This is a genomic window from Pseudomonas ceruminis, from assembly GCF_021602025.1.
Classification (GTDB): Bacteria; Pseudomonadota; Gammaproteobacteria; order Pseudomonadales; family Pseudomonadaceae; genus Aquipseudomonas; species Aquipseudomonas ceruminis.
This window is the reverse complement of sequence record NZ_BQHW01000019.1, coordinates 1-23,452: the sequence shown is the minus strand read 5'-3', so window position 1 is coordinate 23,452 and position 23,452 is coordinate 1. Positions and strand designations below refer to the sequence as shown.

Here is a 23,452-nt window from a genome sequence, read left to right as displayed (position 1 = left end):
GAGGCGGCGAGCTTAGCATGATTGCCCCGACTGCTTGCATAATGCCCGCGAAAGGGCATTCAGCCCGCACAATAAAGCCTGAGTCTGTACCGAGGAACCAGAACCGATGAAGAAGTGGCAATGTATTGTCTGTGGCCTGATCTATGACGAAGCCGAAGGCTGGCCGGACGACGGTATCCTGCCTGGCACACGCTGGGAGGATGTGCCCGAGGACTGGCTGTGCCCCGACTGCGGTGTGGGCAAGAGTGACTTCGAAATGATCGCCATCGGCTGATTTCAACACTGTTCGAATGAGAGGAACGCAGCACATGTCCCCTGTGGTAATCATCGGTACCGGCCTTGCCGGCTACAACCTGGCCCGCGAATTTCGCAAGCTCGACGCGGATACGCCGCTGTTGCTGATTACCGCCGATGACGGACGTTCCTATTCCAAGCCGATGCTGTCCACCGGCTTTGCCAAGCACAAGGACGCCGATGGCCTGTGTATGGCCGAGCCGGGCGCGATGGCCGAGCAACTCAAGGCCGAGATCCGTACCCACACGCGTATCAGCGGCATCGACCCAGGTCACAAGCGCCTGTGGATCGGTGAAGAGGCTGTGTGCTATCGCGACCTGGTGCTGGCCTGGGGCGCGCAGACAGTGCAAGTGCCGCTGGAAGGGGATGGCGCCGACCGTGTGTTCCCGATCAACGATCTGGAAGATTACGCGCGTTTTCGTGCCGCAGCTGCTGGCAAGCAACGTGTATTGATCCTGGGGGCTGGCCTGATCGGTTGTGAGTTCGCCAACGACATGAGCCTGGGCGGTTTCCAGGTCGACGTGGTGGCGCCGTGCGAACAGGTCATGCCAACCCTGCTGCACCCGGCCGCCGCTGCTGCCGTGCAGGCGGGCCTGCAGGGCCTGGGCGTGCGCTTCCATCTGGGGCCGGTTCTGACCCGGCTGGCGCAGGCCGACGAAGGCCTTGAAGCACACTTGTCCGACGGCAGCGTGATTGCCTGTGACCTGGTTGTCTCGGCCATTGGCCTGCGCCCCCGCACCGACCTGGCCGCTGCAGCTGGGCTGCAGACCAACCGTGGCGTGGTGGTGGACCGGCACCTGCGTACCTCCCATGGCAATATCTTCGCGTTGGGCGATTGTGCCGAGGTCGAAGGCATCAACCTGTTGTATGTAATGCCCTTGATGGCCTGCGCGCGCGCTTTGGCCCAGACCCTGGCAGGCAACCCGACCCAGGTCAGCTACGGGCCGATGCCGATCACCGTGAAAACGCCGGCGTGCCCGTTGGTGGTTTCGCCACCTCCGCTCGGGCAAGACGGCAATTGGCAGGTTGAAGGGCAGGGCAGTGACCTCAAGGTGCTCTGCCACGGCGCTGACGGCCAGCTGCTGGGCTATGCCCTGACGGGCAGCGCGGTCATGGAAAAGCTCGCGCTGAATCGGCAGCTACCTGCCTTGATGGCGTAAATAGCAGGCGTTCTGTCGGATTTATCCTGTTATTGCCCGCACAATGGCCGCCCAGATACTGGCGCGGCCTCGGTGGGCGTGCCATTCTCACTTCCGTCTGCCGCAGATTAGAGCCTGCGGTGCCTTGAACGCTGCTTTCATGGCAGCACGGCAATAACAACAAGAAATCCCGTCAAAGAGGCTTCACTATGCGTAAACCAGAACTCGCCGCCGTCATCGCCGAAAAGGCTGATCTGACCAAGGAAAAGGCCAATCAGGTGCTGAACGCGATTCTCGACAGCATCACGGGTGCCCTGGACAAGGACACCGTCACCTTGGTTGGTTTTGGCACCTTTGAAAAACGCCATCGTGGTGCCCGCACTGGCAAAAACCCCCAGACCGGTGAACCGGTGAAGATCAAGGCCAGCAATACGGTAGCCTTCAAACCTGGCAAGAACCTGAAAGAGAGCGTCAACGTTCCAGCCAAGCCGACCAAGAAAGGCAAGTGACCGGCGCCTGACACACTCAGCCTCTGTCCAAGCGGGCGCCTACGGGCGCCCGTTGTGCTTTCTGAAGGCGTTGCGCAACGAACTTGCATAAGTAGTTCAGGAAAAGGATAAACTGCGCGCCTTAGTCATATTTCATTCGAGGCGCGTCGATGAAGTTTCGCTTTCTTCTCTGGGCCATGGGTCTGCTGATGGCCAGTGCCAGCCGCACCAATCCGGCGTTCCAGCAGCAACTCAAGGACAAGGACCTGGTGTTCCAGATGCAGACGCTGGACGGCAAGGTTGCAAGGCACTTCATCGTCAGCGGCGAACGCATCAGCAGCAAGGGTGGCAGCCACCCGCAACCGGCCTTTGCCATTGCCTTCAAGGATGCTGCCTATGGCTTCGCCACGATGCAAGCCAGCAACAAGCAGTTGGCGTTCATGCAGGGCATTCAGGACAAGAGCATCCAGATCAAGGGCAACCCGGCGCTGGTGATGTGGTTCCAGGGCTTGATGAAATACCTGAAACCGAAAAAGAAGAAAGGCTGAAAATGCGGGGGCTGCTGTGCAGCCCATTGCGTGTCTTCAAAGAAGCGCCGCTGTGGCTGTGGGGCTTGCGGGCGACAGGGCCGCAAGGCGGCCCCACGGGTATCAATGCGGTGCGTGGAACTGCGAAGCCAGCTCGCGCAACAGGCTCTCAGCCTCAAGCACTTTGTTCACCACGTCCTCGGCCTTGTCCCGCGTAACCCCCAAACGCTCCAGCAACTCGTCAGGTATCGCTTCCTCAGGTCCCGACCCGATCCCGCGCGAGCGCAGCAAGCGGGTCGCCAGGCACACCAGGTTGGGGTACGCCGAGTATTCGCCATCGTACGAAGGGTCGTGCTGGAAGCGCAGCGCGGTCGAGAGTTCGTCTGGCATGTCCCACAACTTCATCAGCCAGGCACCGATCTGTTCGCGGCTGATCCCCAGCAGATGCTGCTCCACATAGGTGTGGGACAGGTGCGGGTTGACCTCCAGATGACGGCAGATCAGCGAGAAGTGTGGCGGGAACACGTGCGCCAGCAACAGGTACCCAAAATTATGCAGCAACCCGGCCAGGTAGGTCAGGCCGGCTTCCGGGCGCTCTGCGCGCGGCATGGCCCGGGTCAGGCCTTCGATGATGGCAGCGGTGTAGATCGACTGCTGCCAGTAGGGCGTTGCCTGTTGCGGTTGATCCTTGGGCAGGCTCAGGGTTTTGCCCAGGGCCAAGCCCAACGCCAGGTTGATCACCAGATCAAAACCCAGCACGCGCACGATGGCATCTTCCACCGAACGGATCTTGCCAGGCGAGGCGTAGTAGGGCGATGCGGCCCAGCTGACCACCTGGGCGGCCAGTGCCGGGTCGGTTTCGACCACGCCAGTGATATCGTCGATGCTGGCGTTGGGGTCGACCCGCAGCTTGATGATCTTCTGCGCGGTATCGGCCAGCGGCGGTATCTCGATGGTTTCTTCCAGGCGCTTCTGGATGCGTCGGGCGGTAAAGGCCTGAACGGCTTGGCTGATCTCCCTGGAATCGTCAAGCGGCCGGTCTAGGTTAGGGCGGATGTCCCCCACCGGTTGGCCGAAGTTGCCAGCGCTGGCCTTGCTCAGCATGCCCTTGAAGTCGTCACGCTTGATGTCCAGCAACAGGCCAGCCTCGCCCGACTGGATCAGCAGGTGCTCGGCGTTGAGCAAATCGCTCTCGTACAGGCACGGTGAGCTGGTCAGGGCCGGGATCGCCGGCAAGGCCTTGAGCTGGTGCTTGTCGAGCATCTGCTTGAGGCGGTTCACCGGTACGGCCTTGAGCTTGCGACCCGTCAACTCTTCCAGGCGGCTGAGGTCGAGTAGCTTGCTCTGCGGGAACAGCACCATCAATGCGCCGATCTCGTCGTCGAGCAGGATCGCCTGCACGCGTGAGGCGGCTGACAGGTGCGGGTGCTCTGGCACCTCGCGATAGGCCACGCCCAGTTTTTCGAGCAACAGCCGAATGACAGACGGTGCATGTGGGGTTGCGGTGTCCAGGGCAACTTCGGTCATGGTCCGTTTCCACTGATTCTTTTGAAGGCGAAGTATAACCAGTCTGGTCGCAAAGCTGGATCCATTCTGGGACTAGCGTCACACCTGGCCATATTGCTGGCCGTGGCGCAGCCAGCGGTCGAGTAATGGGCTGACATGTTCAGGCCAGCGTGCGATCAATGCCTGGGCGGCATCACGCACCGCTGGCAACAGGTCGGCATCGCGCATCAGGTCGGCGACCTTGAACTGCAGCAAGCCTGTCTGGCGGGTACCGAGCATTTCGCCAGGGCCGCGCAGCTCAAGGTCTTTTTCAGCAATGACGAAGCCATCGTTGGTTTCGCGCATGATCCCCAGGCGTTCGCGGCCAATCTGCGACAGCGGCGGGTGATAGAGCAGCACGCAGTGACTCACCGCACTGCCTCGGCCTACCCGGCCGCGCAGCTGGTGCAACTGGGCCAGGCCGAGGCGTTCAGGGTTCTCGATGATCATCAGACTGGCGTTGGGCACGTCCACGCCAACCTCGATGACGGTGGTGGCCACCAGCAGTTGCAGGTTGCCTTGCTTGAAATCGGCCATCACCGCGGCCTTTTCCGCAGGTTTCATGCGCCCGTGGATCAGGCCCACACGCAGCTCGCCCAAGGCGCTGCCAAGTTCCTCGTAGGTGCTCTGCGCGGCTTGGCAGGTGAGCTCTTCGGATTCCTCGATCAGGGTGCATACCCAGTACGCCTGGCGTCCCTCGGCGCAAGCGGCGCGTACCCGCTCGACCACCTCGAAGCGGCGGCTGTCGGCGACCAGCACGGTATTGACCGGCGTGCGCCCCGGCGGCAGCTCGTCGAGCACCGAGGTGTCGAGGTCGGCGTAGGCGCTCATGGCCAGGGTCCGCGGGATCGGTGTGGCGGTCATGATCAGCTGATGGGGGCACAGCTCGCCGGCCACACCCTTCTTGCGCAGCGCCAGGCGTTGCTGCACGCCAAAACGGTGCTGCTCGTCGATGATCGCCAGGGCCAGGTGCTTGAACTGTACCTCTTCCTGGAACAATGCATGGGTGCCGACAACCATCGGCGCGCCGTTGGCGATCTGCTCCAGGGCGCTGGCGCGGGCCTTGCCCTTGAGCTTGCCGGCCAGCCAGGCGACTTCGATCCCCAGCGGTTCGAGCCAGCGCTTGAAGGTGATGTAGTGCTGTTCGGCGAGAATCTCGGTGGGCGCCATCAGCGCCACCTGATAGCCCGCTTCAAGGGCCTGCAGCGCGGCGAGTGCAGCGACCACGGTCTTGCCGGCACCCACATCGCCCTGAACCAGTCGCATCATCGGTTCAGTCTGGCTCAGGTCGTAGGCGATTTCGTTGGCTACGCGCTGCTGGGCGCCAGTCGGCTTGAAACCCAGGTTGGCCAGGTACTGCGCCTGCAGGCGGTTGGCCTTGGGCAGCAGTGGCGCACGCAGGCTGCGCAGGCTTTCGCGCAGGCGTTGCTGCGACAGCTGATGGGTCAGCAGTTCCTCGAAGGCCAGGCGGTGCTGGGCCCAATGCTGGCCCTCGGCGAGCTCGTCGAGGTCGGCCTCGGCTGGGGGGTTGTGCAAGTAGCGAATGGCATCGTCCAGCGGTGCCAGGTGGTAGTCGCGGGCCAGCTCGTCGGGCAGCCAGTCTGGCAGGCTGCGCGGGCCGAGCATGCCCAGGCTCTGCTGGCAGAGCAGGCGCAGCCGCTGCTGGGTGAGGCCTTCGGTGGTCGGGTAGATCGGCGTCAGGGTCTGCTCGACCGGAGGCGGTGGCTCGTCGCCGTTGAGTGCGCGGTACTCCGGGTGGTAGATCTCCAGGCCCGAGGCGCCGGGGCGCGCTTCGCCATAGCAACGCAGGTGGGTGCCACGCTTGAGGCCTTCCTTTTGCGCATTGCTGAAGTGGTAGAAGCGCAGGCTCAGCACACCGGTGCCATCGCCCAGGCGCACCACCAGGCTGCGGCGCTTGCCCATGGTCACGTCGGCGCCGCTGACCACGCCCTCGATCACGGCATCCTGGCCAGGGCGCAGTGCGCCGATGGGCACGACACGGGTGCGATCCTGATAGCGCAGCGGCAGGTGGAACAGCATGTCCTGCAGGTTTTCCAGGCCTACCTTGGCGAGCTTTTCCGCCATGGCTTCGCCTACGCCCTTGAGCGCTGTGACCGAGACCTTCGACAGCTCAGTCATGACTCAGGCCGGCTGTTCCACAGGCGGTTTGGCCACCGAACAGAGACGGATCGAGTCGGCAAGGATCTCGATCGCCTTCGGCCGCGGGAAGCTGGCGCGCCAGGCGATGGCCACGGTGCGGAACGGCGCAGGCGCGGTGAGCGGGCGCACTTCGATGACCCCAGGCGCGTAGTGGTGGCTATGCACCGCCGACAGCGGCAGGATCGACACGCCCAGGCCGGAAGCGACCATGTGGCGGATGGTTTCCAGCGAGCTGGACTCAACGGTGGTGTGCTTGGCGCCTTCGCCACCTTTGTTCAGCGTCGGGCACGCTTCCAGAACCTGATCGCGGAAGCAGTGGCCCTCACCGAGCAGCAGCAGGCTCTTGTCGTTGAGCATGGCGGTGTCGATGGTCTTTTTTGCCGTCCAGGGATGGTCGGCCGGCATCAGCGCGCAGAATGGTTCATCGTACAGCGGCAGCGTCAGCACGTCGGCTTCATTGAACGGCAGGGCAATGATCACCGCGTCCAGTTCGCCATTGCGCAGTTTTTCGCGCAGCACGTGGGTGAAGTTCTCTTCGATGTACAGCGGCATCTGGGGTGCCACACGGTGCAGCTGCGGGATCAGGTGGGGGAACAGATAGGGGCCGACGGTGTAGATGGCACCGACCTTCAGCGGGGCGGTCAGCTGGTTCTTGCCCGCCTGGGCCAGTTCGCGGATACCCTGGGCCTGCTCCAGCACCTTCTGCGCCTGGGCGACAATGCTTTCGCCGACCGGGGTCAGGCGCACCGCGCTCTTGCTGCGTTCGAAGATCAGCACGCCAAGCTCGTCCTCAAGCTTTTTCACACCGACCGACAAGGTGGGCTGGCTGACATGGCAACGCTCGGCGGCGTGGCCGAAGTGCTGCTCCTGGGCGAGGGTGACGATGTAGCGAAGTTCTGTGAGGGTCATAACGTGCGTCCATGAAGTTGCGAGCCCAGCATAGCGGCTGCAATCGATAGACGCACGTTATCAGACTTGCCGATGTGTGACAGAAACAAAAGTATCAGCGACGGTCCAGCGAGTAGACGAACGGCGCCACGACTTCGATCGTGCCATTGTTCAGCAACTCCGGTGGCGGCTTGGGTACAGTGCCGGCCCGGCGGATCATCTCCAGGGTTGCCCGGTCCAGTGCCGCGCTGCCCGAACCACCGGCCATCGAGTACGACACCACCTTGCCTTCGGCGTCGACCACGAAACGCAGGCGGTTGATGCCTTGCAGGCCACGGCGGCGTGCGTCTTCCGGGTAGCGCTTGTACTTCGCCAGGTGGCGCAGCAGGTCGCTCTGCCAGGTTGGCAACGCTTGGCTGTTGGAGGCAATGCTCGGCGCCGGTGCCGCCGACTTCTGCGGTGGCGTGTTGCTGGGCGGCGTGTCCGCTACGTGTTCCTTGGTGGGTGGTTCATCCCGCGGCGGCTCAGGCTTCTTCTCAGGCTTCGGAGGTTGAGGCTTGGGTTTGGGCTTGGGCGGCTTGGCGATGGCGATCTTCGGTTTCGGCGCCTCGGCTACCTTGGGCAGCGGTGGTTCTTCTACCGGTGCCGGCGGTTGTGGAGCGGCCTTGGGTGGTGGTGGCGGTGCGGGCTCGGGCAGCGGTGCCAGCTCGACCATCATGGCTGCCGGGGGCAGCTCGATGGCCTGGGGCACCGACCAGTTGAGCGTGAGCAGCACAGCGACGGCATGGACACCCAGCACAAGGGCCAGGCTGCCGCTGTAACGCGCCAGATTGTGCCGCGTCTTCGTCATTTCTTGGCTGCCGTCTCGAGACCTACCAGACCGACTTTGAGGTAGCCGGCCGCGCGCATGTTGTTCATCACTTCCATCAGGTCACCGTAATCCACGCCTTTGTCGGCCTGGAAGAAGATGGTGGTTTCCTTGTCACCCTTGGTCTTGGCGTCGAGCATCCGGCCAAGCTGGTCAGGGGCAGGTACCTGATCGTCGCCGACGTACAGCTTCTGGTCGGCCTTGACGCTGACGAACACGGGCTTCTCGGGCCTCGGCGCCGGCTTGGCGGTCGAGGCAGGCAGATCGACCTTGATGTCGACCGTGGCCAGGGGCGCGGCCACCATGAAGATGATCAGCAGTACCAGCATCACGTCGATGAACGGCGTGACGTTGATTTCGTGGTTTTCGGCGAGGTCGTCGCCACCTTCGTTGAGATGCAGGCCCATGGCTTACCCCACTTTCACCATGTGCGGGGCGGCGCGCTCGCCACCCTGGTGGTCGAGGTCACGGCTGACCAGCAGCAGGACCTGCGCCGAAGCGTCGGACACCTGAGCCTTGTAGCCGGCAATGGAGCGGGCGAAGACGTTGTAGATGACCACCGCCGGGATTGCTGCGACCAGGCCCAAGGCAGTGGCCAGCAGGGCTTCGGCAATACCTGGCGCCACGACCGCGAGGTTGGTGGTCTGGGTCTTGGCGATGCCGATGAAGCTGTTCATGATGCCCCATACCGTACCGAACAAGCCGACGAATGGCGCGGTGGAACCGATGGTGGCGAGCACGCCGGTGCCGCTGCTCATGGTACGGCCGCTTGCGGCCACCAGGCGCTCCAGGCGGAAGCTGACGCGTTCCTTGATGCCTTCTTTCTCGCGGGCATTGGCCGACAGGCGCATTTCTTCGAGGGCGTCGTGGACCAGGGTGTGGGCCAGGGTGCCTTCCTTGTTGGAGACTTCGCTGGCTTCCTTGAGGCTGGCGGACTTCTTCAGCTGGGCGATCTCACCGCGCAGGCGACGCTTGGCGCCCATCAGCTCGAAGCCTTTGGCGATCCAGATGGTCCAGGTGATGATCGAGGCGATCGCCAGGCCAATCATGACTGCCTTCACCACGATGTCGGCGTTCTTGTACATGCCCCACGGCGACAGGTCGTGGGCCATGCCCAGGGAGGTGTCCTCGACCAGCGCTTCGACGCTTGGGTCGGCTGCCGCCGGGGCGTCGACCGGGGTGGCTGCCTGGGCAGCACCCGCAGGCACCTGGCCTTCGGTCGCCGGGGTAGCCGGCGCGGTGGCGGCGGCTGGCGTACTGGCATTGGCGGCTGGCTCATCGGCCATTGCCACCGGGGCCAGCACCAGGCTGAACATCAGCGCGGCGATGGCACGCCATGCGCGCGACGGGGTTGGCGAAGCGGAAGGTTGAGTACGTGTCATGCTGGCCGGACCTGATGAAGAAAAAAGTGAGCGTTCTCCAAGGCCTCGAGATAGGCCGAGAACAGATAGGGGTGCCATTATTGCAAGTAATTCTTGTTAACAAAAGTAATCTTGTTGCTTTTTTCGCCCATGGTCTAGCCGCCTATCGTGTAATCCGGCTAGCCTGATCCTTTGGTCTAGGGAGTTTAGTGATGTCAGACCTATCAGCATTGATCGTAGGTTGTGGTGATGTAGGCAGCCGTCTGGCCCGTCAACTGCTGGCCCGTGGGTGGCAGGTGAGCGGCTTGCGGCGCTCGGTCGAGCGCCTTCCGCAAGGGGTCGCCCCGGTTGCCGCCGACCTGTGCGAGCCGAGCCTGCCCCAGGCTTGGCCACAGCGTTCGCCGGACTACCTGGTGTATTGCGTGGCGGCCAGCCAGCACGACGAGGCGGGATACCAGGCGGCTTACGTCGAGGGTCTGCGCCATGTGCTGGCGTGGTTGGCCGAGAAAGGCCAGCGCCCGCGGCGCCTGCTGTTCGTGTCCAGCAGCAGTGTGTTTGCGCAAAAGGAGGGTGAGTGGATCGATGAAACGGCCGCCACCGAGCCGGAAGGTTATTCGGGGCGTGTGATGCTGGAAGCCGAACAGTTGGCGTTGGCCAGTGGTATCCCGGCAAGCATCGTGCGACTGACTGGGATCTATGGGCCGGGCCGTGAGTGGCTGCTAAGCCAAGTACGTCAGGGCTATCGTGTAGCCGAGGCACCACCGCTGTATGGCAACCGTATTCATGCGGAGGATGCGGCCAGCCTGCTGGCGTTCCTGCTGCAAGCCGATGCCGAGGGTGTGGCACTGGACGCATGTTATATAGGAGTGGACGACGACCCGGCACCGCTGGCCGATGTGGTGGCCTGGTTGCGCGCGTACATGGGCGTTACCGAGTGGTCCGATGAGCAGCGGGTACGGCGCACTGGCAGCAAGCGCTGCAGCAATGCGCGAGCGCGGGCCTTGGGTTGGGTGCCGGCGTATCCGAGCTATAAAGAAGGGTATGCGGCCATTCTGAAGGAGAAGGGGTGAGGTGTCTGGTCCTTTCCCGGGTACTCCGCTGAATGAGCAGTCAGTGGGGCACCCGCGAAAGGTCCGGTGTAGGAGGGCTCAATCCTTCTCCAGCACCCACTGGCGATTCCCCGCCGCCAACTCAGGCATTTCATCCGGCTGCGCACGGTTTACCGCCTGGAAAATCTCCAGCTTGTCGCCATCGCGCTTGAAGATGAACGGCGCACCGCGCTGGTTGCGCTCCAGCCACAGGCTGTCGTTGCTCCCGCCCATGCTGGCGCAATCGCCTGCCAGGCACAGGGCGTAACGGTCCGGGCCGGGCAGGCCAGTGACGCTGCCATTGTCGGCAAAACGCACCACGCCGCCTTGGCCCTGGCCTTCGACGATCTTCCAGTCACCGCCCAGGTAGGACTGGTACAGCGCTTTCTCGAAGCTACCACCCAACGGTGCATTGCCAGGCTGCTTGGCGCGCACGAAGGTCTGCTGGGCACCGGACTGATCGGTGCTCTTGAGCTCGTCGCCGTCCAGTGCCAATTGCTCGACCTGGCCACCTTCGAAACTGGCCTGCCATTGCTTCTCGTTGGCGGTCAGCTGGCCGTCAGCGGCTTCGAAACCATTGCTGTAGCTGGCCTGTTGATTGGCCACGTCGAGCTTCCACTCGAAGACCGGGCCGTGTTCGTTCAGGGCTTGGCGCAGGCTGCCACCTTTTACGGCGGCTTTGATGGCGTCCTGGTTGACCCAGGTGCCGTTGAAATCTTCAGGTTTGTGGCTGGCGCAGCCGCTCAGAAGCAGGGCTGCCAGCGCGAGAGGCAGTGCTTGACGCATGATGGAATAACCTTGAGCTGGATGGTGACGGGCAGGGCGCCCGTCACCGGTGGCATCACTCGATGACCAGGATAGCGTCCATTTCGACCTGGGCGCCTTTAGGCAGCGCGGCAACGCCAATGGCGGCGCGGGCTGGGTAAGGCTGCTCGAAGTAGCGACCCATCACCTCGTTGACCTTGGCGAAATGGCTCAGGTCAGTGAGGAAGATGTTCAGCTTGACGATGTCCTTGAACGAGCCGCCAGCGGCTTCGGCCACCGACTTGAGGTTCTCGAAGACCTGCACGGTCTGGGCTTCGAAGCCTTCAACCAGTTCCATGGTCTTCGGGTCCAGCGGGATCTGGCCCGACATGTACACGGTATTGCCGGCCTTGATCGCTTGCGAGTAGGTGCCGATAGCGGCAGGTGCCTTGTCGCTGTTGATGACGGTCTTGCTCATGATGACTCCTTGCGGTTGGCGGACTACGTACGCATGCGGGTGATGCGAACCACACCTGTCAGCGTACGCAGCTTCTTGATCACACGAGCCAGGTGCACGCGGTCGTGCACGCTGACCACCAGTTGGACAACGCTGATACGGCCGTCGCGTTCGTCCATGCTGATCTTCTCGATGTTGCCGTCGGCGGCGTTGACGCTGCTGGCCAGCAGGGCGATCAGGCCGCGCTGGTGTTCGAGCTCGACACGCAATTCGACGTTGAATTCGCCGGTGATGTCCTTGGCCCAGGAAAGCTGCACGCACTTCTCTGGGTTATGCCGGATTTCACTGATGTTGCGGCAGTTTTCCAGGTGCACGACCATGCCCTTGCCCGCCGAGAGGTGGCCGACGATCGGGTCACCCGGGATCGGCGTACAGCATTTGGCGTAGCTCAGCACCAGGCCTTCGGTGCCGCGGATCGCCAGCGGGCCTTCTGGTGCGGGCAACGGCTCGCCCTCGGCCGACAGCAGGCGACGGGCGACCACATAGGCCATGCGGTTGCCCAGGCCGATGTCTTCGAGCAGGTCTTCGATCAGCTCCAGGCGGTATTCGGCCAGAATCGCATTGATGCGCTCCTGGGGGATCTTGTCCAGGCTGCTGTCGAAGCCGGTCAGCACCTTGTTCAACAGGCGCTCGCCCAGGTTGATCGACTCGGAGCGGCGTTGCTGCTTGAGGGCGTGGCGGATGTGCGTGCGGGCCTTGCCGGTGACCACGAAGTTGAGCCAGGCCGGGTTGGGCCGGGCACCTGGGGCACTGACGATTTCTACCGTCGAGCCGCTTTGCAGCGGTTCGGACAGCGGCGCCAGGCGTCGGTTGATGCGGCAGGCGATGCAACTGTTGCCCACGTCGGTGTGCACCGCATAGGCGAAGTCGACGGCGGTGGAGCCTTTTGGCAGCTCCATGATCCGGCCTTTGGGGGTAAAGACGTAGACCTCGTCCGGGAACAGGTCGATCTTCACGCTCTCGATGAATTCCAGCGAGTTGCCTGCGCGCTGCTGCAGCTCGAGGATGCCCTTGACCCATTGGCGTGCGCGGGCGTGGCTGCCCTTGGGCTGCTCGTCGTCGTTGGACTTGTACAGCCAGTGCGCGGCGATGCCGTTGTTGGCCATCTCTTCCATCTCGCGGGTGCGGATCTGGATTTCGATGGGCACGCCGTGCATGCCGAACAGCGTGGTGTGCAACGACTGATAGCCGTTGGCCTTGGGAATCGCGATGTAATCCTTGAAGCGCCCGGGCAGCGGCTTGTACAGGTTGTGCACGGCACCGAGCACGCGGTAGCAGGTGTCGACCTTGTCGACGATGATGCGGAAGGCATACACGTCCATGATCTCGTTGAAGGCGCGGCGTTTGCCGCGCATCTTCTTGTAGATGCCATAGAGGTGTTTCTGCCGGCCGCTGACCTCGCCCTGGATACCGTCGGCAGCAAGGCAGTTGGCCAGCGATTGCTCGATCTTGGCGACGATCTCCTTGCGGTTGCCGCGTGCGCTCTTGACTGCCCGGTGGATCAGCGACGAACGCATCGGGTGCATGGCCTTGAAGCCGAGGTCCTCGAATTCCACGCGCACGGTGTGCATGCCCAGCCGGTTGGCGATGGGGGCGTAGATTTCCAGGGTTTCCTTGGCGATACGCCGGCGTTTCTCGCCGGACAGCACTTCCAGGGTACGCATGTTGTGCAGGCGGTCGGCCAGTTTGACCAGGATCACGCGGATGTCGCGCGCCATGGCCATGGCCATCTTCTGGAAGTTCTCGGCCTGCGCCTCGGCCTTGGTCTCGAAGTTCATCTGGGTCAGTTTGCTGACCCCGTCGACCAGCTCGGCAACCGTCTCGCCAAATTGCTGGCTGAGGGCTTCCTTGGCGATGCCGGTATCTTCGATCACGTCGTGCAGCATGGCCGCCATCAGGCTCTGATGGTCCATGTGCATGTCGGCGAGGATGCTGGCCACGGCCAGCGGATGGGTCACGTAGGGTTCGCCGCTGCGGCGGCGTTGCCCATCGTGCGCCTGTTCGGCGTAGAAGTAGGCCCGGCGAACCAGGTTGACCTGTTCGGGGCCCAGGTAGGTCGACAGCCGTTCGGCTAAGGCTTCTATGCCCGGCATGGTTTCACCTCTTGCCGAGGAAGAGGGCCTTGTGCCGCGCGACGTCGACCAGGCATGGATCAGACAGCCTCGTTGGACTCGTCCTCGAACGCGGCGAAGACCGGATCCTCGGTGACGATCTCTTCGGCGGCGATGAACTCAGGGGTGACGATACCTTCGGCGATTTCGCGCAGGGCGACCACGGTCGGTTTGTCGTTTTCCCATGCTACGCGCGGCTCTTTGCCGCCGGTAGCCAGCTGACGGGCGCGCTTGGTCGAGAGCATGACCAGCTCAAAACGGTTATCCACGTGTTCCAGGCAGTCTTCAACAGTTACGCGGGCCATGGTCTTCCTCAGTAGCAAATGCGATGGGCGTGCAGCCCAATAGTGGGCAGGCGGACTCGATAGTATAAAAATTCACCAGCCAATAGGGAAGCGCTGTTTTGCCGGACGGCACTGTGCAGACTTCTTCGCGGGCAAGCCCGTTCCCACCGGATCTGTACTTTTCTCACCCGCACCGCTCACTTACCAGGCGCGGGCTTGCCCGCGAAAGTGCCGCAACAGACACCCTCACCCGTGAGCCTGACGATAACCTCAGAGCATCGCGTCACGCAACCGCGGGGTCAGCTCCTCGAACAAGGTCTGCACCGATCGCAGCGCCCGGCAATCCGGTCGGGTCAGCAGCCATAGCTGGGTATCACAGCCCGGCAGCGGCCCGCTCAGGGCATCGACACCGGGCAGGGCATCCACCATGTAGTCGGGCAGCGCTGCGACGCCAAGGCCGGTGCTTACCAGCTGCGCGATGGTCGACATGCTGCTGCACTGGTAGCGCGGGCTCAGCCCTGGGTTGTGCTGATTGCGCCAGACCACGGTAGGGTGATCCTGCATCGAATCGTCGGGGGCTATCCAGGGCACGCTGTTGTGCGACTCGGCCAGGCGCTCGCGCCACTGTGGCTGGCCACAGATCACGTAGGACGTGGAGCCCAGGCAGCGCCCCACCAGGTGTTCCGGCGGCGTATTGGTCAGCCGCAAGGCGATGTCGGCGTCGCGGCGGCTGAGGTTGGCGAAGGTGTTGGAGGTGCCCATTTCCAATGACAGCGCCGGGTAGTTGGGCATGAAGGCTGCCAGCGCGGGCAGCAGCAAGCTGTGCATCACCGCTTCGGTGCAGGTCAGGCGAACGGTGCCACTGACCACCTGTTCGCCACTGGTCATGGCGATGCGCGCCGCCTCCAGTGCCTGCTCAGCCCGTTCGGCCTGTTCAGCCAGGGCCTGGGCAGTGTCGGTTGGCAGGTAGCCTTTGCGGCTCTTGACGAACAGCGCGGTACCGAGCGCCGATTCCAGCCGGCGGATCGAGCGGAATACGGTGGAAACGTCGACCTTGAGCAGTTCGGCGGCCTTGGCCAGCGAGCGACCGCGTTCCAGCGCCAGGACCAGGGAAAGGTCGGCATGGGTAATCTGATATTGCATTGGTGCACGCTCTGCTTGCCGAATTGCCAATGTCTGTTGCATTGAGGCCATTTTATAGTGGAACCGCCCCTGGGAATCAATGCGCCCGGTCGGGCAACCAATCCCCACGATGGGAAAGTGAAAAAAACAACAGCTGCAACCATCGTCGCCCGTGAGGCGCCAGCCGTACCCCCACATCGCCGCAGCACATCAAAGGATGTACACCATGACGTCGGTCACCCCGTGCGCCAGTTCTTCCAGCGAGATGAAAGACTTCCTCCAGGCCCATCCGGACACGCAGTACGTCGATCTGCTGATCTCCGACATGAATGGCGTGGTACGTGGCAAGCGCATCGAGCGGGCCAGCCTGCACAAGGTGTACGAGAAGGGGATCAACCTGCCAGCGTCGCTGTTCGCCCTCGATATCAACGGCTCGACCGTTGAAAGCACGGGCCTTGGGCTGGACATTGGCGATGCCGACCGTATTTGCTTCCCCATCCCTGGCACGCTCTGCAACGAGCCCTGGCAGAAGCGCCCCACCGCCCAGTTGTTGATGACCATGCACGAGCTCGAAGGCGAGCCGTTCTTTGCCGACCCGCGTGAAGTGCTGCGCCAGGTGGTGAGCAAGTTCGACGCCATGGGCCTGGCTATCTGCGCCGCGTTCGAGCTGGAGTTCTACCTGATCGACCAGGACAACCTCAACGGTCGCCCGCAGCCGCCACGCTCGCCCATCTCTGGCAAGCGCCCGCAGTCGACCCAGGTCTACCTGATCGACGACCTCGACGAGTACGCCGACTGTCTGCAGGACATGCTCGAAGCCGCCAAGGAGCAGGGACTTCCGGCCGACGCGATCGTCAAGGAAAGCGCCCCTGCGCAGTTCGAGGTCAACCTGCACCACGTTGCCGACCCGCTCAAGGCCTGCGACTACGCGATCCTGCTCAAGCGCCTGATCAAGAACGTCGCCTACGACCATGAAATGGACACCACCTTCATGGCCAAGCCCTATCCGGGCCAGGCGGGCAATGGCCTGCATGTGCACATCTCGCTGCTGGACAAGAAGACCGGCAAGAACATTTTCGCCAGCGATGACCCGCTGCAAAGCGACACGCTGCGCCACGCCATCGGTGGCGTGCTGGAAACCATGCCTGCATCGATGGCCTTCCTCTGCCCGAACATCAACTCGTACCGTCGTTTTGGCGCACAGTTCTATGTGCCCAACGCACCGAGCTGGGGCTTGGATAACCGCACCGTAGCGGTTCGCGTGCCAACCGACAGCAGCGACAACGTGCGCATCGAGCACCGTGTGGCCGGCGCCGACGCCAACCCGTACCTGATGCTCGCCGCGATCCTCGCCGGTATCCACCACGGGCTGACCAGCAAGGTCGAACCGGGCGCACCGATCGAAGGCAATTCGTACGAGCAGCTGGAGCAGAGCCTGCCGAACAACCTGCGCGACGCCCTGCGTGCACTGGATGACAGCGAGGTCCTGAACCAATACATCAGCCCGGACTACATCGATATCTTCGTGGCCTGCAAGGAAAGCGAGCTGGCCGAATTCGAAGTGTCGATCTCCGACCTCGAGTACAACTGGTACCTGCACACGGTGTAAGCCCATGAGCGCAAATGCGGTCCCCTTGATCGGTGTCAGCGCCTGCCGCCAGCAGGTGGGGAAGAACTCGTCGCACACGGTGGGCGACAAGTATGTCGAGGCGGCCGGCTTTGCCGGACTTCCGCTGATTCTGCCAGCGCGCGACGGGGGCAGCGACACGCAGGCGCTGCTGGCCCAACTCGATGGCATTCTTTTTACCGGTTCGCCTTCAAATGTCGAGCCGCATCATTACAATGGCGCCCCCAGCGCGGAAGGAACCCGGCACGATCTTGCACGTGACCGCCTGACCTTGCCGCTGCTGCAGGCGGCCATTGCCGCCGGTGTACCGGTGTTCTGCATCTGTCGTGGTTTCCAGGAGCTGAATGTGGCCCTGGGTGGGAGCTTGCACCAGCGGGTGCAGGAACTGCCTGGTTACCTGGACCACCGTGAACCTGAGGACGCACCCCTTGAGGTGCAATACGGCCCTCGTCACCCCGTCGGCATCGAGCCGGGTGGGATGTTCGAGCGCCTGGGCCTGGCTGCGCAGTTCGAGGTCAACTCGCTGCACAGCCAGGGCATCGACCGCCTGGCCCCTGGGCTGCGTGTCGAAGCACGGGCCCCGGATGGCCTGATCGAAGCGGTGTCCATGCCTGACGCGCCGGGCTTCGTGCTCGGCGTGCAGTGGCACCCGGAATGGCGTTTCGCCGACAACCCGGTTTCCCGGCGCCTTTTCCAGGCGTTCCGCGAAGCCTGCATTGCCCATGCTGCACGGGAGGTATCTCGCCGCAAGGCCGGCTGATGTCAGCCGAAAGTCTTGGATGACGCACCTTTCGCTGCACGCTTTCAATGAGTGAAAGCAGGCCGTGTTCGCATGGCCTGTGAAAACAATACCAATATCGACGGCAAATACTCATGAGCAATTACACAGAAGCCGGCCGCCCACCCGATGCGGCCGACTCGGGCAGCACTCAGCGCAGCAAAGGCCTGGCCAAGGGCCGTCTTGGCCTGTTGGCCAGCGTGGTGCTGGGCATTTCTACCATTGCCCCGGTCTACACCCTGACCGGCGCCCTCGGCCCGACCGTACGTGAGGTCGGCGCTCACCTTCCCGCCGTGTTCATCGTTGGTTTCCTCCCCATGCTGCTGGTCGCCCTCGGCTATCGCGAGCTGAACTCGGCGGAACCGGACAGCGGCACCTCGTTTACCTGGTCTGCGCGTGCCTTCGGCCCGATGATTGGCTGGATTGGTGGCTGGGGGCTGGTGGTTGCCACGACCATCGTGCTGTCGAACCTGGCAGGCGTTGCAGTGGACTTCTTCTACCTGTTCCTTGGGCAGATCACCGGCCACCATGCCTTGGCTGCGTTGGCAGATAACCTTTTGATCAACATCACCACCTGTTGCGTGTTTATCGCCTTGGCGGTGTGGATCTGTTGCCGTGGCATGGCCACCACCATGACGGTGCAGTATGGCCTGGTGGCCCTGCAACTGATGGTGCTGATCGGCTTTGCCTTTGCAGCATTCGGCGGTACCACGGCGCCGCCACCTCTGGAATTCGACTTCGCCTGGTTCAACCCGTTTGGCGTCGAGTCGTTCTCGGCGTTTGCTGCGGGGCTGTCGCTGTCGATCTTCATCTTCTGGGGTTGGGACGTGTGCCTGACTGTCAGCGAGGAGTCGGTTGGCAGTGACGAGGTGCCTGGCAAGGCGGCCACCTGGACGGTGCTGCTGATCCTTGGTCTGTACCTGCTGACCGCCATTGCCACCCTGCAGTTTGCCGGTATCAGCGATGTCGGCCTCGGCCTGAACAACCCACGTATTCAGGAGAACGTCTTCGCCCACCTGGCCGGCCCGGTCATGGGGCCGCTGGCGATCCTGATGTCCATTGCCGTACTGGCCAGCACGGCGGCGTCGTTGCAGTCCACTTTTGTTTCGCCAGCGCGCACTTTGCTCGCCATGGGGTATTACGGCGCCGTACCGCAGCGCTTTGCCAGTGTCTGCCCGCGCTCGCAAACGCCGCGTTATGCGACCATCTGCGCGGGTATTGCCGCGGGCCTGTTCTACGTGACCATGCGTACCTTGAGCGAGAACGTGCTGGCAGACACCATCACCGCCCTGGGCATGATGATCTGCTTCTACTATTCGCTGACCGCATTTGCCTGCGTCTGGTACTTCCGCCACAGCCTGTTCGACAGCCTGCGTCACTTCTTCATGCGTGGCCTGTGCCCGCTGGTAGGGGGTGTGATTCTGTCGGTGATTTTCGTACGTACCGCGATCGACAGCGCCTCGCCAGACTTTGGCAGTGGCTCGCACGTGGGTGGGCTGGGGCTGGTGTTCGTGATTGCGGCGATCATCTCGGCACTCGGGATTGTGCTGATGATGCTGTCGCGGATGCGAGCGCCGGCGTATTTCCTGGGGGCTACCCTGCGCCAGCAGGCGACCCTGCAGCTGCAAGAGTAAAACAATGGGCTGCCTCGCAGCCCTTCGCGGGTAACCCCACCCCAGGGGTACAACGTCGTTCATGGCAACGGCGCAGGGCCTCTGGGGCGGGGTTACCCGTGAATCTTCAGCCGATCAGTTGCTTTAGCAGCGTCTCGTGCCGTGCCTGCTGCTTCTGCAACAGCAAACGGTTCGAGCGGAACACCGCCTTCAACTCTTCCAGTGCCGCGTCGAAGTTGTCATTGATGATGACGTACTCATACTCGTCGTAGTGCACCATCTCGCTGACCGCTTCTTTCATGCGCCCGGCAATGATCTCATCGCTGTCCTGGCCCCGGCCGTCCAGACGATGGCGCAGGGCCTCCAGGCTCGGCGGCAGGATGAAGATCGAACGCGCTTCGGGCATCAGCTCGCGCACCTGGCGGGCGCCTTGCCAGTCGATTTCCAGAATCAGGTCATCGCCCCGGTCCAGCACTTGCTGCAACGTGCTGCGCGAGGTGCCGTAGAAGTTGCCGAACACTTCAGCGTGTTCAAGGAAATCGTTCTTGTCGATCAGTGCCTTGAACGCTTCATGGCTGACGAAGTGATAGTTGACGCCGTGCTCCTCGCCCGGGCGTTTGCCGCGGGTAGTGTGCGAGACAGACACGCTGACGCGTTTGTCGTCTTTGATCAGGGCGTTGACCAGGCTGGTCTTGCCGGCACCGGACGGGGCCGAAACGATATAAAGGGTGCCGCTGCTGTGGTTCATGGTCGGGGTGGCCTTACTCGATGTTCTGTACTTGTTCACGCATCTGTTCGATCAGTACCTTCAGGTTGACCGCCGCTTGCGTGCTACGCGGGTCGAAGGCCTTGGAGCCCAGGGTATTGGCTTCGCGGTTGAGCTCCTGCATCAGGAAGTCCAGACGCCGGCCGGCGGCACCGCCGGACTTGAGCACCCGGCGTACTTCATTGACATGGGTGCTGAGGCGGTCCAGTTCCTCGGCAACGTCGCTCTTTTGCGCCAGCAGCACCATCTCCTGCTCCAGGCGCTGTGGGTCGAGTTCGGCCTTGAGGTCGCCGAAGCGGTCGATGATCTTCTGCCGTTGGGCGGCCAGCATCTGTGGTACCAGGGCGCGCAGGGTAGTGACCTCGGCGCCCATGCTGTCGAGCCGCTCGTTGATCAAGCGCGCCAGTTCCTGGCCTTCGCGCAGGCGGCCGGCCTTGAGTTCGGCCAGGGCGTCGTCGAACAGCGCCACGGCTTCGGCATTCAGTGCCTGCGGGTCGCTGGCGTCGGCCACCAGCACGCCCGGCCAGGACAGCACCTCGAGCGGGTTGAGCGGCGCTGGCTGCTTGATCAGGCCTGCCACCTCTTCGGCGGCGGCGACCAGTTGCGCGGCGCGCTCGCGGTCGACGTTCAGTGGCTTGCCGCTGTTGTCTTCGTGCAGGCGCAAGGTGCATTCGACCTTGCCGCGTGACAGGCCCTGGCGCAGGCCCTCGCGCACCGCGCCTTCCAGGTCGCGCAGGGCGTCGGGCAGGCGCAGGTGGGGCTCGAGATAACGGTGGTTGACCGAGCGCAGTTCCCAGACCAGGGTGCCTTGGCTGCCTGCGCGCTCGACACGAGCAAAAGCGGTCATGCTGTGCACCATGGAGAGTACCTCGCGTTGATAAGTTGAACAGGGCAACCTTTCGGCTGCAAGGCGCAGGATTGTAGCGCAGTGCGACCTTGCAGCCCAATCCGTCCATGTTACCGAGCGCGGTTAATGGCGGCGGGAAAAGGCGACAGGCTGTCCGCGACGCGACAATAAGCATGTCCTCGCCGGGCGGCGGGCTCTATAATGCTGGGCAGATTCAAAGTCCCAGTACAGGTATCCCAGATGAAACGTCCAAGTGGTCGCGCCGCCGATCAGCTCCGCTCGATCCGCATTACCCGCAACTACACCAAGCACGCCGAAGGGTCGGTACTGGTCGAGTTCGGTGACACCAAGGTCATCTGCACGGTCAGCGTCGAGAACGGCGTGCCGCGCTTCCTCAAAGGCCAGGGCCAAGGCTGGCTGACGGCCGAATACGGCATGCTGCCGCGCTCCACGGGCGAGCGTAACCAGCGCGAAGCCAGCCGTGGCAAGCAGGGTGGCCGCACCCTGGAAATCCAGCGCCTGATCGGCCGCTCGCTGCGTGCCGCACTGGACATGAGCAAGCTCGGTGACATCACCCTGTACGTCGACTGCGACGTGATCCAGGCCGATGGCGGCACCCGCACCGCATCGATCACCGGTGCCATGGTTGCCCTGTGCGACGCCCTGGCAGTGATCAAGAAGCGTGGCGGCCTCAAGGCAGGCAACCCGCTCAAGCACATGATCGCCGCGGTATCGGTTGGTATGTACCAGGGTGAAGCGGTCCTGGACCTGGATTACCTGGAAGACTCCGCCGCCGAGACCGACCTGAACGTGGTCATGACCAGCGCGGGTGGGTTCATCGAAGTGCAGGGCACCGCCGAGGGTGCGCCGTTCCAGCCTGAAGACTTCAACGCCATGCTGGCGCTGGCGCAAAAAGGCATGAACGAGATCTTCGAGCTGCAGCAGGCCGCACTGGCTGACTGAGCAATAACCATTGGGGCCGCTTTGCGGCCCCGATTGTTTTTTAGATGGTCAACGTCCAGTCGTAGTCGACGATCAGCGGCGCATGCTGCGAGAAGCGCGGCTGACGCGGCAGGCGAGCGTTACGCACAAAGCGGCGCAAACCCGGGGTGAGGATCTGGTAGTCGAACCGGTAGCCCAGGTTGAGCATTTCGGCCTGCTCGTTGTCCGGCCACCAGCTGTACTGGTCGCCCTCACGGCTGACCTCGCGCAAGGCGTCCACGTAACCCATATCGCCGGTGATCGCATCCATCCACGCACGCTCCGGCGGCAGGAAGCCAGGCGACTGCTGGCTGTCACGCCAGTTTTTGATGTCGAGCTTCTGCTGCGCCACGTAGAACGAGCCGCAATAGATGTACTCGCGGCGCTTGCGGCGCTGCTTGTCCAGGTATTTGGCGAAGTCGTCCATCAACTTGAACTTCTGGTTCAAGTCTTCGTCGCCGTTCATGCCCGAAGGCAGCAGCAGGCTGGCAATACTGACTTTGTCGAAATCTGCTTGCAGATAACGCCCGTAGCGGTCGGCTGTCTCGAAGCCCAGGCCGGTGATGACTGCCTTGGGCTGCATGCGCGAGTAAAGTGCCACGCCACCTTGGGCGGGTACCTCCGCATCGCAGGCATAAAGGAAATAGCCATCGAGCTGGAAAGCTGGGTCGTCGAGTTCAAAGGCCGAGGCGCGGGTATCCTGAAGGCAGATGACGTCGGCATTCTGGGCTTGCAGCCAGCTGAGCAATCCACGCTCGGCCGCAGCCTGAATGCCATTCACGTTCACACTGATGATCCGCATAAATGGCCCCAAAAATCTCGTGCGTGTATGATACCCGAGCTCAACTCATTTAGCTAAATCCGTGGTGTCCGGGACTTTCCATGCAGCCGTATCAGCGCGACTTCATTCGTTTTGCCATCGATCGCGGGGTTCTGCGCTTCGGTGAGTTCACCCTGAAATCGGGGCGTACCAGCCCGTACTTCTTCAATGCGGGCCTGTTCAACACAGGTTCTGCCCTGGCTCAGCTGGGGCGTTGCTACGCGGCGGCCATCGTCGACAGCAAGATCCCGTTCGACGTCCTGTTCGGCCCCGCCTACAAGGGTATCCCCCTGGCAGCGGCCACCGCAGTGGCCCTGGCCGAGCAGCATCAACTCGACGTGCCGTGGTGCTTCAACCGCAAAGAAGCCAAGGATCATGGCGAAGGCGGCAGCCTGGTCGGCGCGCCGCTGGCCGGTGAGGTGCTGATCATCGACGACGTGATTACCGCCGGCACTGCTATCCGCGAGGTCATGCAGATCATCAATGCCCAGCAGGCCAAGGCCGCAGGCGTGCTGATCGCGCTGAACCGCGAAGAGCGCGGCAATGGTGAGCTGTCGGCGATCCAGGAAGTGGAGCGTGACTTCGGTATTCCGGTGGTCAGCATCGTTTCGCTGACCCAGGTGCTGGAGTTCCTGGCGGATGACCCGCAGCTCAAACAGCATCTGCCGGCGGTAGAGGCGTACCGAGCGCAATACGGGATCTGATGCCTGCGCGGTAACAAAAAGGCGACCTTTGCGGGTCGCCTTTTTGTTTGTGCTGTCCCGTCCTGAATAAGGTTTACACCTCCCATCCCGAATTTCCGGAGAGTCAGATGGAGCAAGGTGTAAAGCGCACACAGCGAGATTACTCACTGTCTTTTAAATTGGCGGTGGTTGATCAGATTG

24 protein-coding genes are annotated in these 23,452 nt (G+C 62.8%); 10 read left to right on the top strand and 14 right to left on the bottom strand.

The window, feature by feature from the left end:
- The first annotated feature begins 106 nt into the window (after nucleotides 1-106).
- The 4 genes from L6D80_RS20390 (at nucleotide 107) to L6D80_RS20375 (ending at nucleotide 2,469) form a co-directional block, all read left to right on the top strand.
- Nucleotides 107-274: a rubredoxin gene (locus tag L6D80_RS20390; RefSeq protein ID WP_054901292.1), complete on the top strand. Its 168-nt coding sequence runs from the start codon at nucleotides 107-109 to the stop codon at nucleotides 272-274.
- A gap of 34 nt (nucleotides 275-308) precedes the next feature.
- Nucleotides 309-1,454 (top strand): NAD(P)/FAD-dependent oxidoreductase, encoded by a 1,146-nt coding sequence (locus L6D80_RS20385; protein ID WP_054901293.1) that lies wholly within the window; start codon nucleotides 309-311, stop codon nucleotides 1,452-1,454.
- Nucleotides 1,455-1,642: 188 nt separating this feature from the next.
- On the top strand, nucleotides 1,643-1,942 hold the full coding sequence (locus L6D80_RS20380; protein ID WP_054901294.1) for an HU family DNA-binding protein: 300 nt from the start codon (nucleotides 1,643-1,645) through the stop codon (nucleotides 1,940-1,942).
- Between the two features lie 149 nt (nucleotides 1,943-2,091).
- Entirely contained in the window at nucleotides 2,092-2,469 is a 378-nt protein-coding gene (locus L6D80_RS20375) for a helicase (protein ID WP_176515839.1), read from the top strand.
- Nucleotides 2,470-2,571: 102 nt separating this feature from the next.
- Here L6D80_RS20375 and L6D80_RS20370 read toward each other — a convergent pair whose 3' ends face one another.
- From L6D80_RS20370 to exbB, 6 genes are all read right to left on the bottom strand, one after another.
- On the bottom strand, nucleotides 2,572-3,975 hold the full coding sequence (locus L6D80_RS20370; protein WP_054901296.1) for an aminoacyl-tRNA deacylase and HDOD domain-containing protein: 1,404 nt from the start codon (nucleotides 3,973-3,975) through the stop codon (nucleotides 2,572-2,574).
- A 78-nt stretch (nucleotides 3,976-4,053) separates the two neighbouring features.
- Nucleotides 4,054-6,132, bottom strand: coding sequence for an ATP-dependent DNA helicase RecG (recG, locus tag L6D80_RS20365; RefSeq protein ID WP_054901297.1), 2,079 nt, complete (start codon nucleotides 6,130-6,132; stop codon nucleotides 4,054-4,056).
- A gap of 3 nt (nucleotides 6,133-6,135) precedes the next feature.
- On the bottom strand, nucleotides 6,136-7,062 hold the full coding sequence (locus L6D80_RS20360) for a hydrogen peroxide-inducible genes activator (RefSeq protein ID WP_054901298.1): 927 nt from the start codon (nucleotides 7,060-7,062) through the stop codon (nucleotides 6,136-6,138).
- Nucleotides 7,063-7,156: 94 nt separating this feature from the next.
- On the bottom strand, nucleotides 7,157-7,891 hold the full coding sequence (locus L6D80_RS20355; protein ID WP_054901299.1) for an energy transducer TonB: 735 nt from the start codon (nucleotides 7,889-7,891) through the stop codon (nucleotides 7,157-7,159).
- Nucleotides 7,888-8,316 carry a TonB system transport protein ExbD gene (exbD, locus tag L6D80_RS20350; RefSeq protein WP_054901300.1) on the bottom strand — a complete coding sequence of 143 codons (429 nt, stop codon included), beginning with the start codon at nucleotides 8,314-8,316 and terminating at the stop codon, nucleotides 7,888-7,890. Before exbD ends, L6D80_RS20355 begins: the two co-directional genes overlap by 4 nt.
- Nucleotides 8,317-8,319: 3 nt before the next feature.
- Nucleotides 8,320-9,291 carry a tonB-system energizer ExbB gene (gene exbB / locus L6D80_RS20345; protein ID WP_054901301.1) on the bottom strand — a complete coding sequence of 324 codons (972 nt, stop codon included), beginning with the start codon at nucleotides 9,289-9,291 and terminating at the stop codon, nucleotides 8,320-8,322.
- A gap of 191 nt (nucleotides 9,292-9,482) precedes the next feature.
- Here exbB and L6D80_RS20340 point away from each other — a divergent pair, with 191 nt between their 5' ends.
- Nucleotides 9,483-10,340 carry an SDR family oxidoreductase gene (locus L6D80_RS20340; RefSeq protein WP_054901302.1) on the top strand — a complete coding sequence of 286 codons (858 nt, stop codon included), beginning with the start codon at nucleotides 9,483-9,485 and terminating at the stop codon, nucleotides 10,338-10,340.
- 78 nt (nucleotides 10,341-10,418) lie between these two features.
- Here the strand turns inward: L6D80_RS20340 and L6D80_RS20335 are convergent, their stop codons facing one another.
- The 5 genes from L6D80_RS20335 to L6D80_RS20315 form a co-directional block, all read right to left on the bottom strand.
- Nucleotides 10,419-11,144, bottom strand: a complete 726-nt coding sequence (locus L6D80_RS20335) for a hypothetical protein (protein WP_176515841.1) — start codon at nucleotides 11,142-11,144, stop codon at nucleotides 10,419-10,421.
- A 55-nt stretch (nucleotides 11,145-11,199) separates the two neighbouring features.
- On the bottom strand, nucleotides 11,200-11,580 hold the full coding sequence (locus L6D80_RS20330; protein WP_043199829.1) for a RidA family protein: 381 nt from the start codon (nucleotides 11,578-11,580) through the stop codon (nucleotides 11,200-11,202).
- 23 nt (nucleotides 11,581-11,603) lie between these two features.
- Entirely contained in the window at nucleotides 11,604-13,712 is a 2,109-nt protein-coding gene (gene spoT / locus L6D80_RS20325; RefSeq protein WP_054901304.1) for a bifunctional GTP diphosphokinase/guanosine-3',5'-bis pyrophosphate 3'-pyrophosphohydrolase, read from the bottom strand.
- A gap of 59 nt (nucleotides 13,713-13,771) precedes the next feature.
- Nucleotides 13,772-14,035 carry a DNA-directed RNA polymerase subunit omega gene (gene rpoZ, locus L6D80_RS20320; protein WP_016394025.1) on the bottom strand — a complete coding sequence of 88 codons (264 nt, stop codon included), beginning with the start codon at nucleotides 14,033-14,035 and terminating at the stop codon, nucleotides 13,772-13,774.
- A 249-nt stretch (nucleotides 14,036-14,284) separates the two neighbouring features.
- On the bottom strand, nucleotides 14,285-15,157 hold the full coding sequence (locus tag L6D80_RS20315; RefSeq protein WP_054901305.1) for a LysR family transcriptional regulator: 873 nt from the start codon (nucleotides 15,155-15,157) through the stop codon (nucleotides 14,285-14,287).
- Between the two features lie 244 nt (nucleotides 15,158-15,401).
- On the opposite strand from L6D80_RS20315, the gene L6D80_RS20310 reads away from it, so the two are divergent.
- From L6D80_RS20310 to L6D80_RS20300, 3 genes are all read left to right on the top strand, one after another.
- Entirely contained in the window at nucleotides 15,402-16,745 is a 1,344-nt protein-coding gene (locus tag L6D80_RS20310) for a glutamine synthetase family protein (protein WP_371263304.1), read from the top strand.
- Nucleotides 16,746-16,749: 4 nt separating this feature from the next.
- Entirely contained in the window at nucleotides 16,750-17,523 is a 774-nt protein-coding gene (locus L6D80_RS20305; protein ID WP_176515843.1) for a gamma-glutamyl-gamma-aminobutyrate hydrolase family protein, read from the top strand.
- A gap of 113 nt (nucleotides 17,524-17,636) precedes the next feature.
- A complete protein-coding gene (locus L6D80_RS20300; RefSeq protein WP_054901308.1) occupies nucleotides 17,637-19,175 on the top strand; it encodes an APC family permease in 1,539 nt (512 codons plus the stop codon).
- A 106-nt stretch (nucleotides 19,176-19,281) separates the two neighbouring features.
- Here the strand turns inward: L6D80_RS20300 and gmk are convergent, their stop codons facing one another.
- On the bottom strand, nucleotides 19,282-19,902 hold the full coding sequence (gene gmk / locus L6D80_RS20295) for a guanylate kinase (protein WP_054901309.1): 621 nt from the start codon (nucleotides 19,900-19,902) through the stop codon (nucleotides 19,282-19,284).
- Nucleotides 19,903-19,915: 13 nt separating this feature from the next.
- A complete protein-coding gene (locus L6D80_RS20290) occupies nucleotides 19,916-20,779 on the bottom strand; it encodes a YicC/YloC family endoribonuclease (protein WP_054901310.1) in 864 nt (287 codons plus the stop codon).
- 228 nt (nucleotides 20,780-21,007) lie between these two features.
- On the opposite strand from L6D80_RS20290, the gene rph reads away from it, so the two are divergent.
- On the top strand, nucleotides 21,008-21,730 hold the full coding sequence (gene rph / locus L6D80_RS20285; RefSeq protein ID WP_046613695.1) for a ribonuclease PH: 723 nt from the start codon (nucleotides 21,008-21,010) through the stop codon (nucleotides 21,728-21,730).
- Nucleotides 21,731-21,770: 40 nt separating this feature from the next.
- On the opposite strand, the gene L6D80_RS20280 is transcribed toward rph, so the two are convergent.
- On the bottom strand, nucleotides 21,771-22,550 hold the full coding sequence (locus L6D80_RS20280; RefSeq protein WP_008091582.1) for an exodeoxyribonuclease III: 780 nt from the start codon (nucleotides 22,548-22,550) through the stop codon (nucleotides 21,771-21,773).
- An 80-nt stretch (nucleotides 22,551-22,630) separates the two neighbouring features.
- Between L6D80_RS20280 and pyrE the strand changes: the two genes are divergently transcribed.
- Nucleotides 22,631-23,272 carry an orotate phosphoribosyltransferase gene (gene pyrE / locus L6D80_RS20275; protein WP_054901311.1) on the top strand — a complete coding sequence of 214 codons (642 nt, stop codon included), beginning with the start codon at nucleotides 22,631-22,633 and terminating at the stop codon, nucleotides 23,270-23,272.
- Nucleotides 23,273-23,452 lie beyond the last annotated feature (180 nt).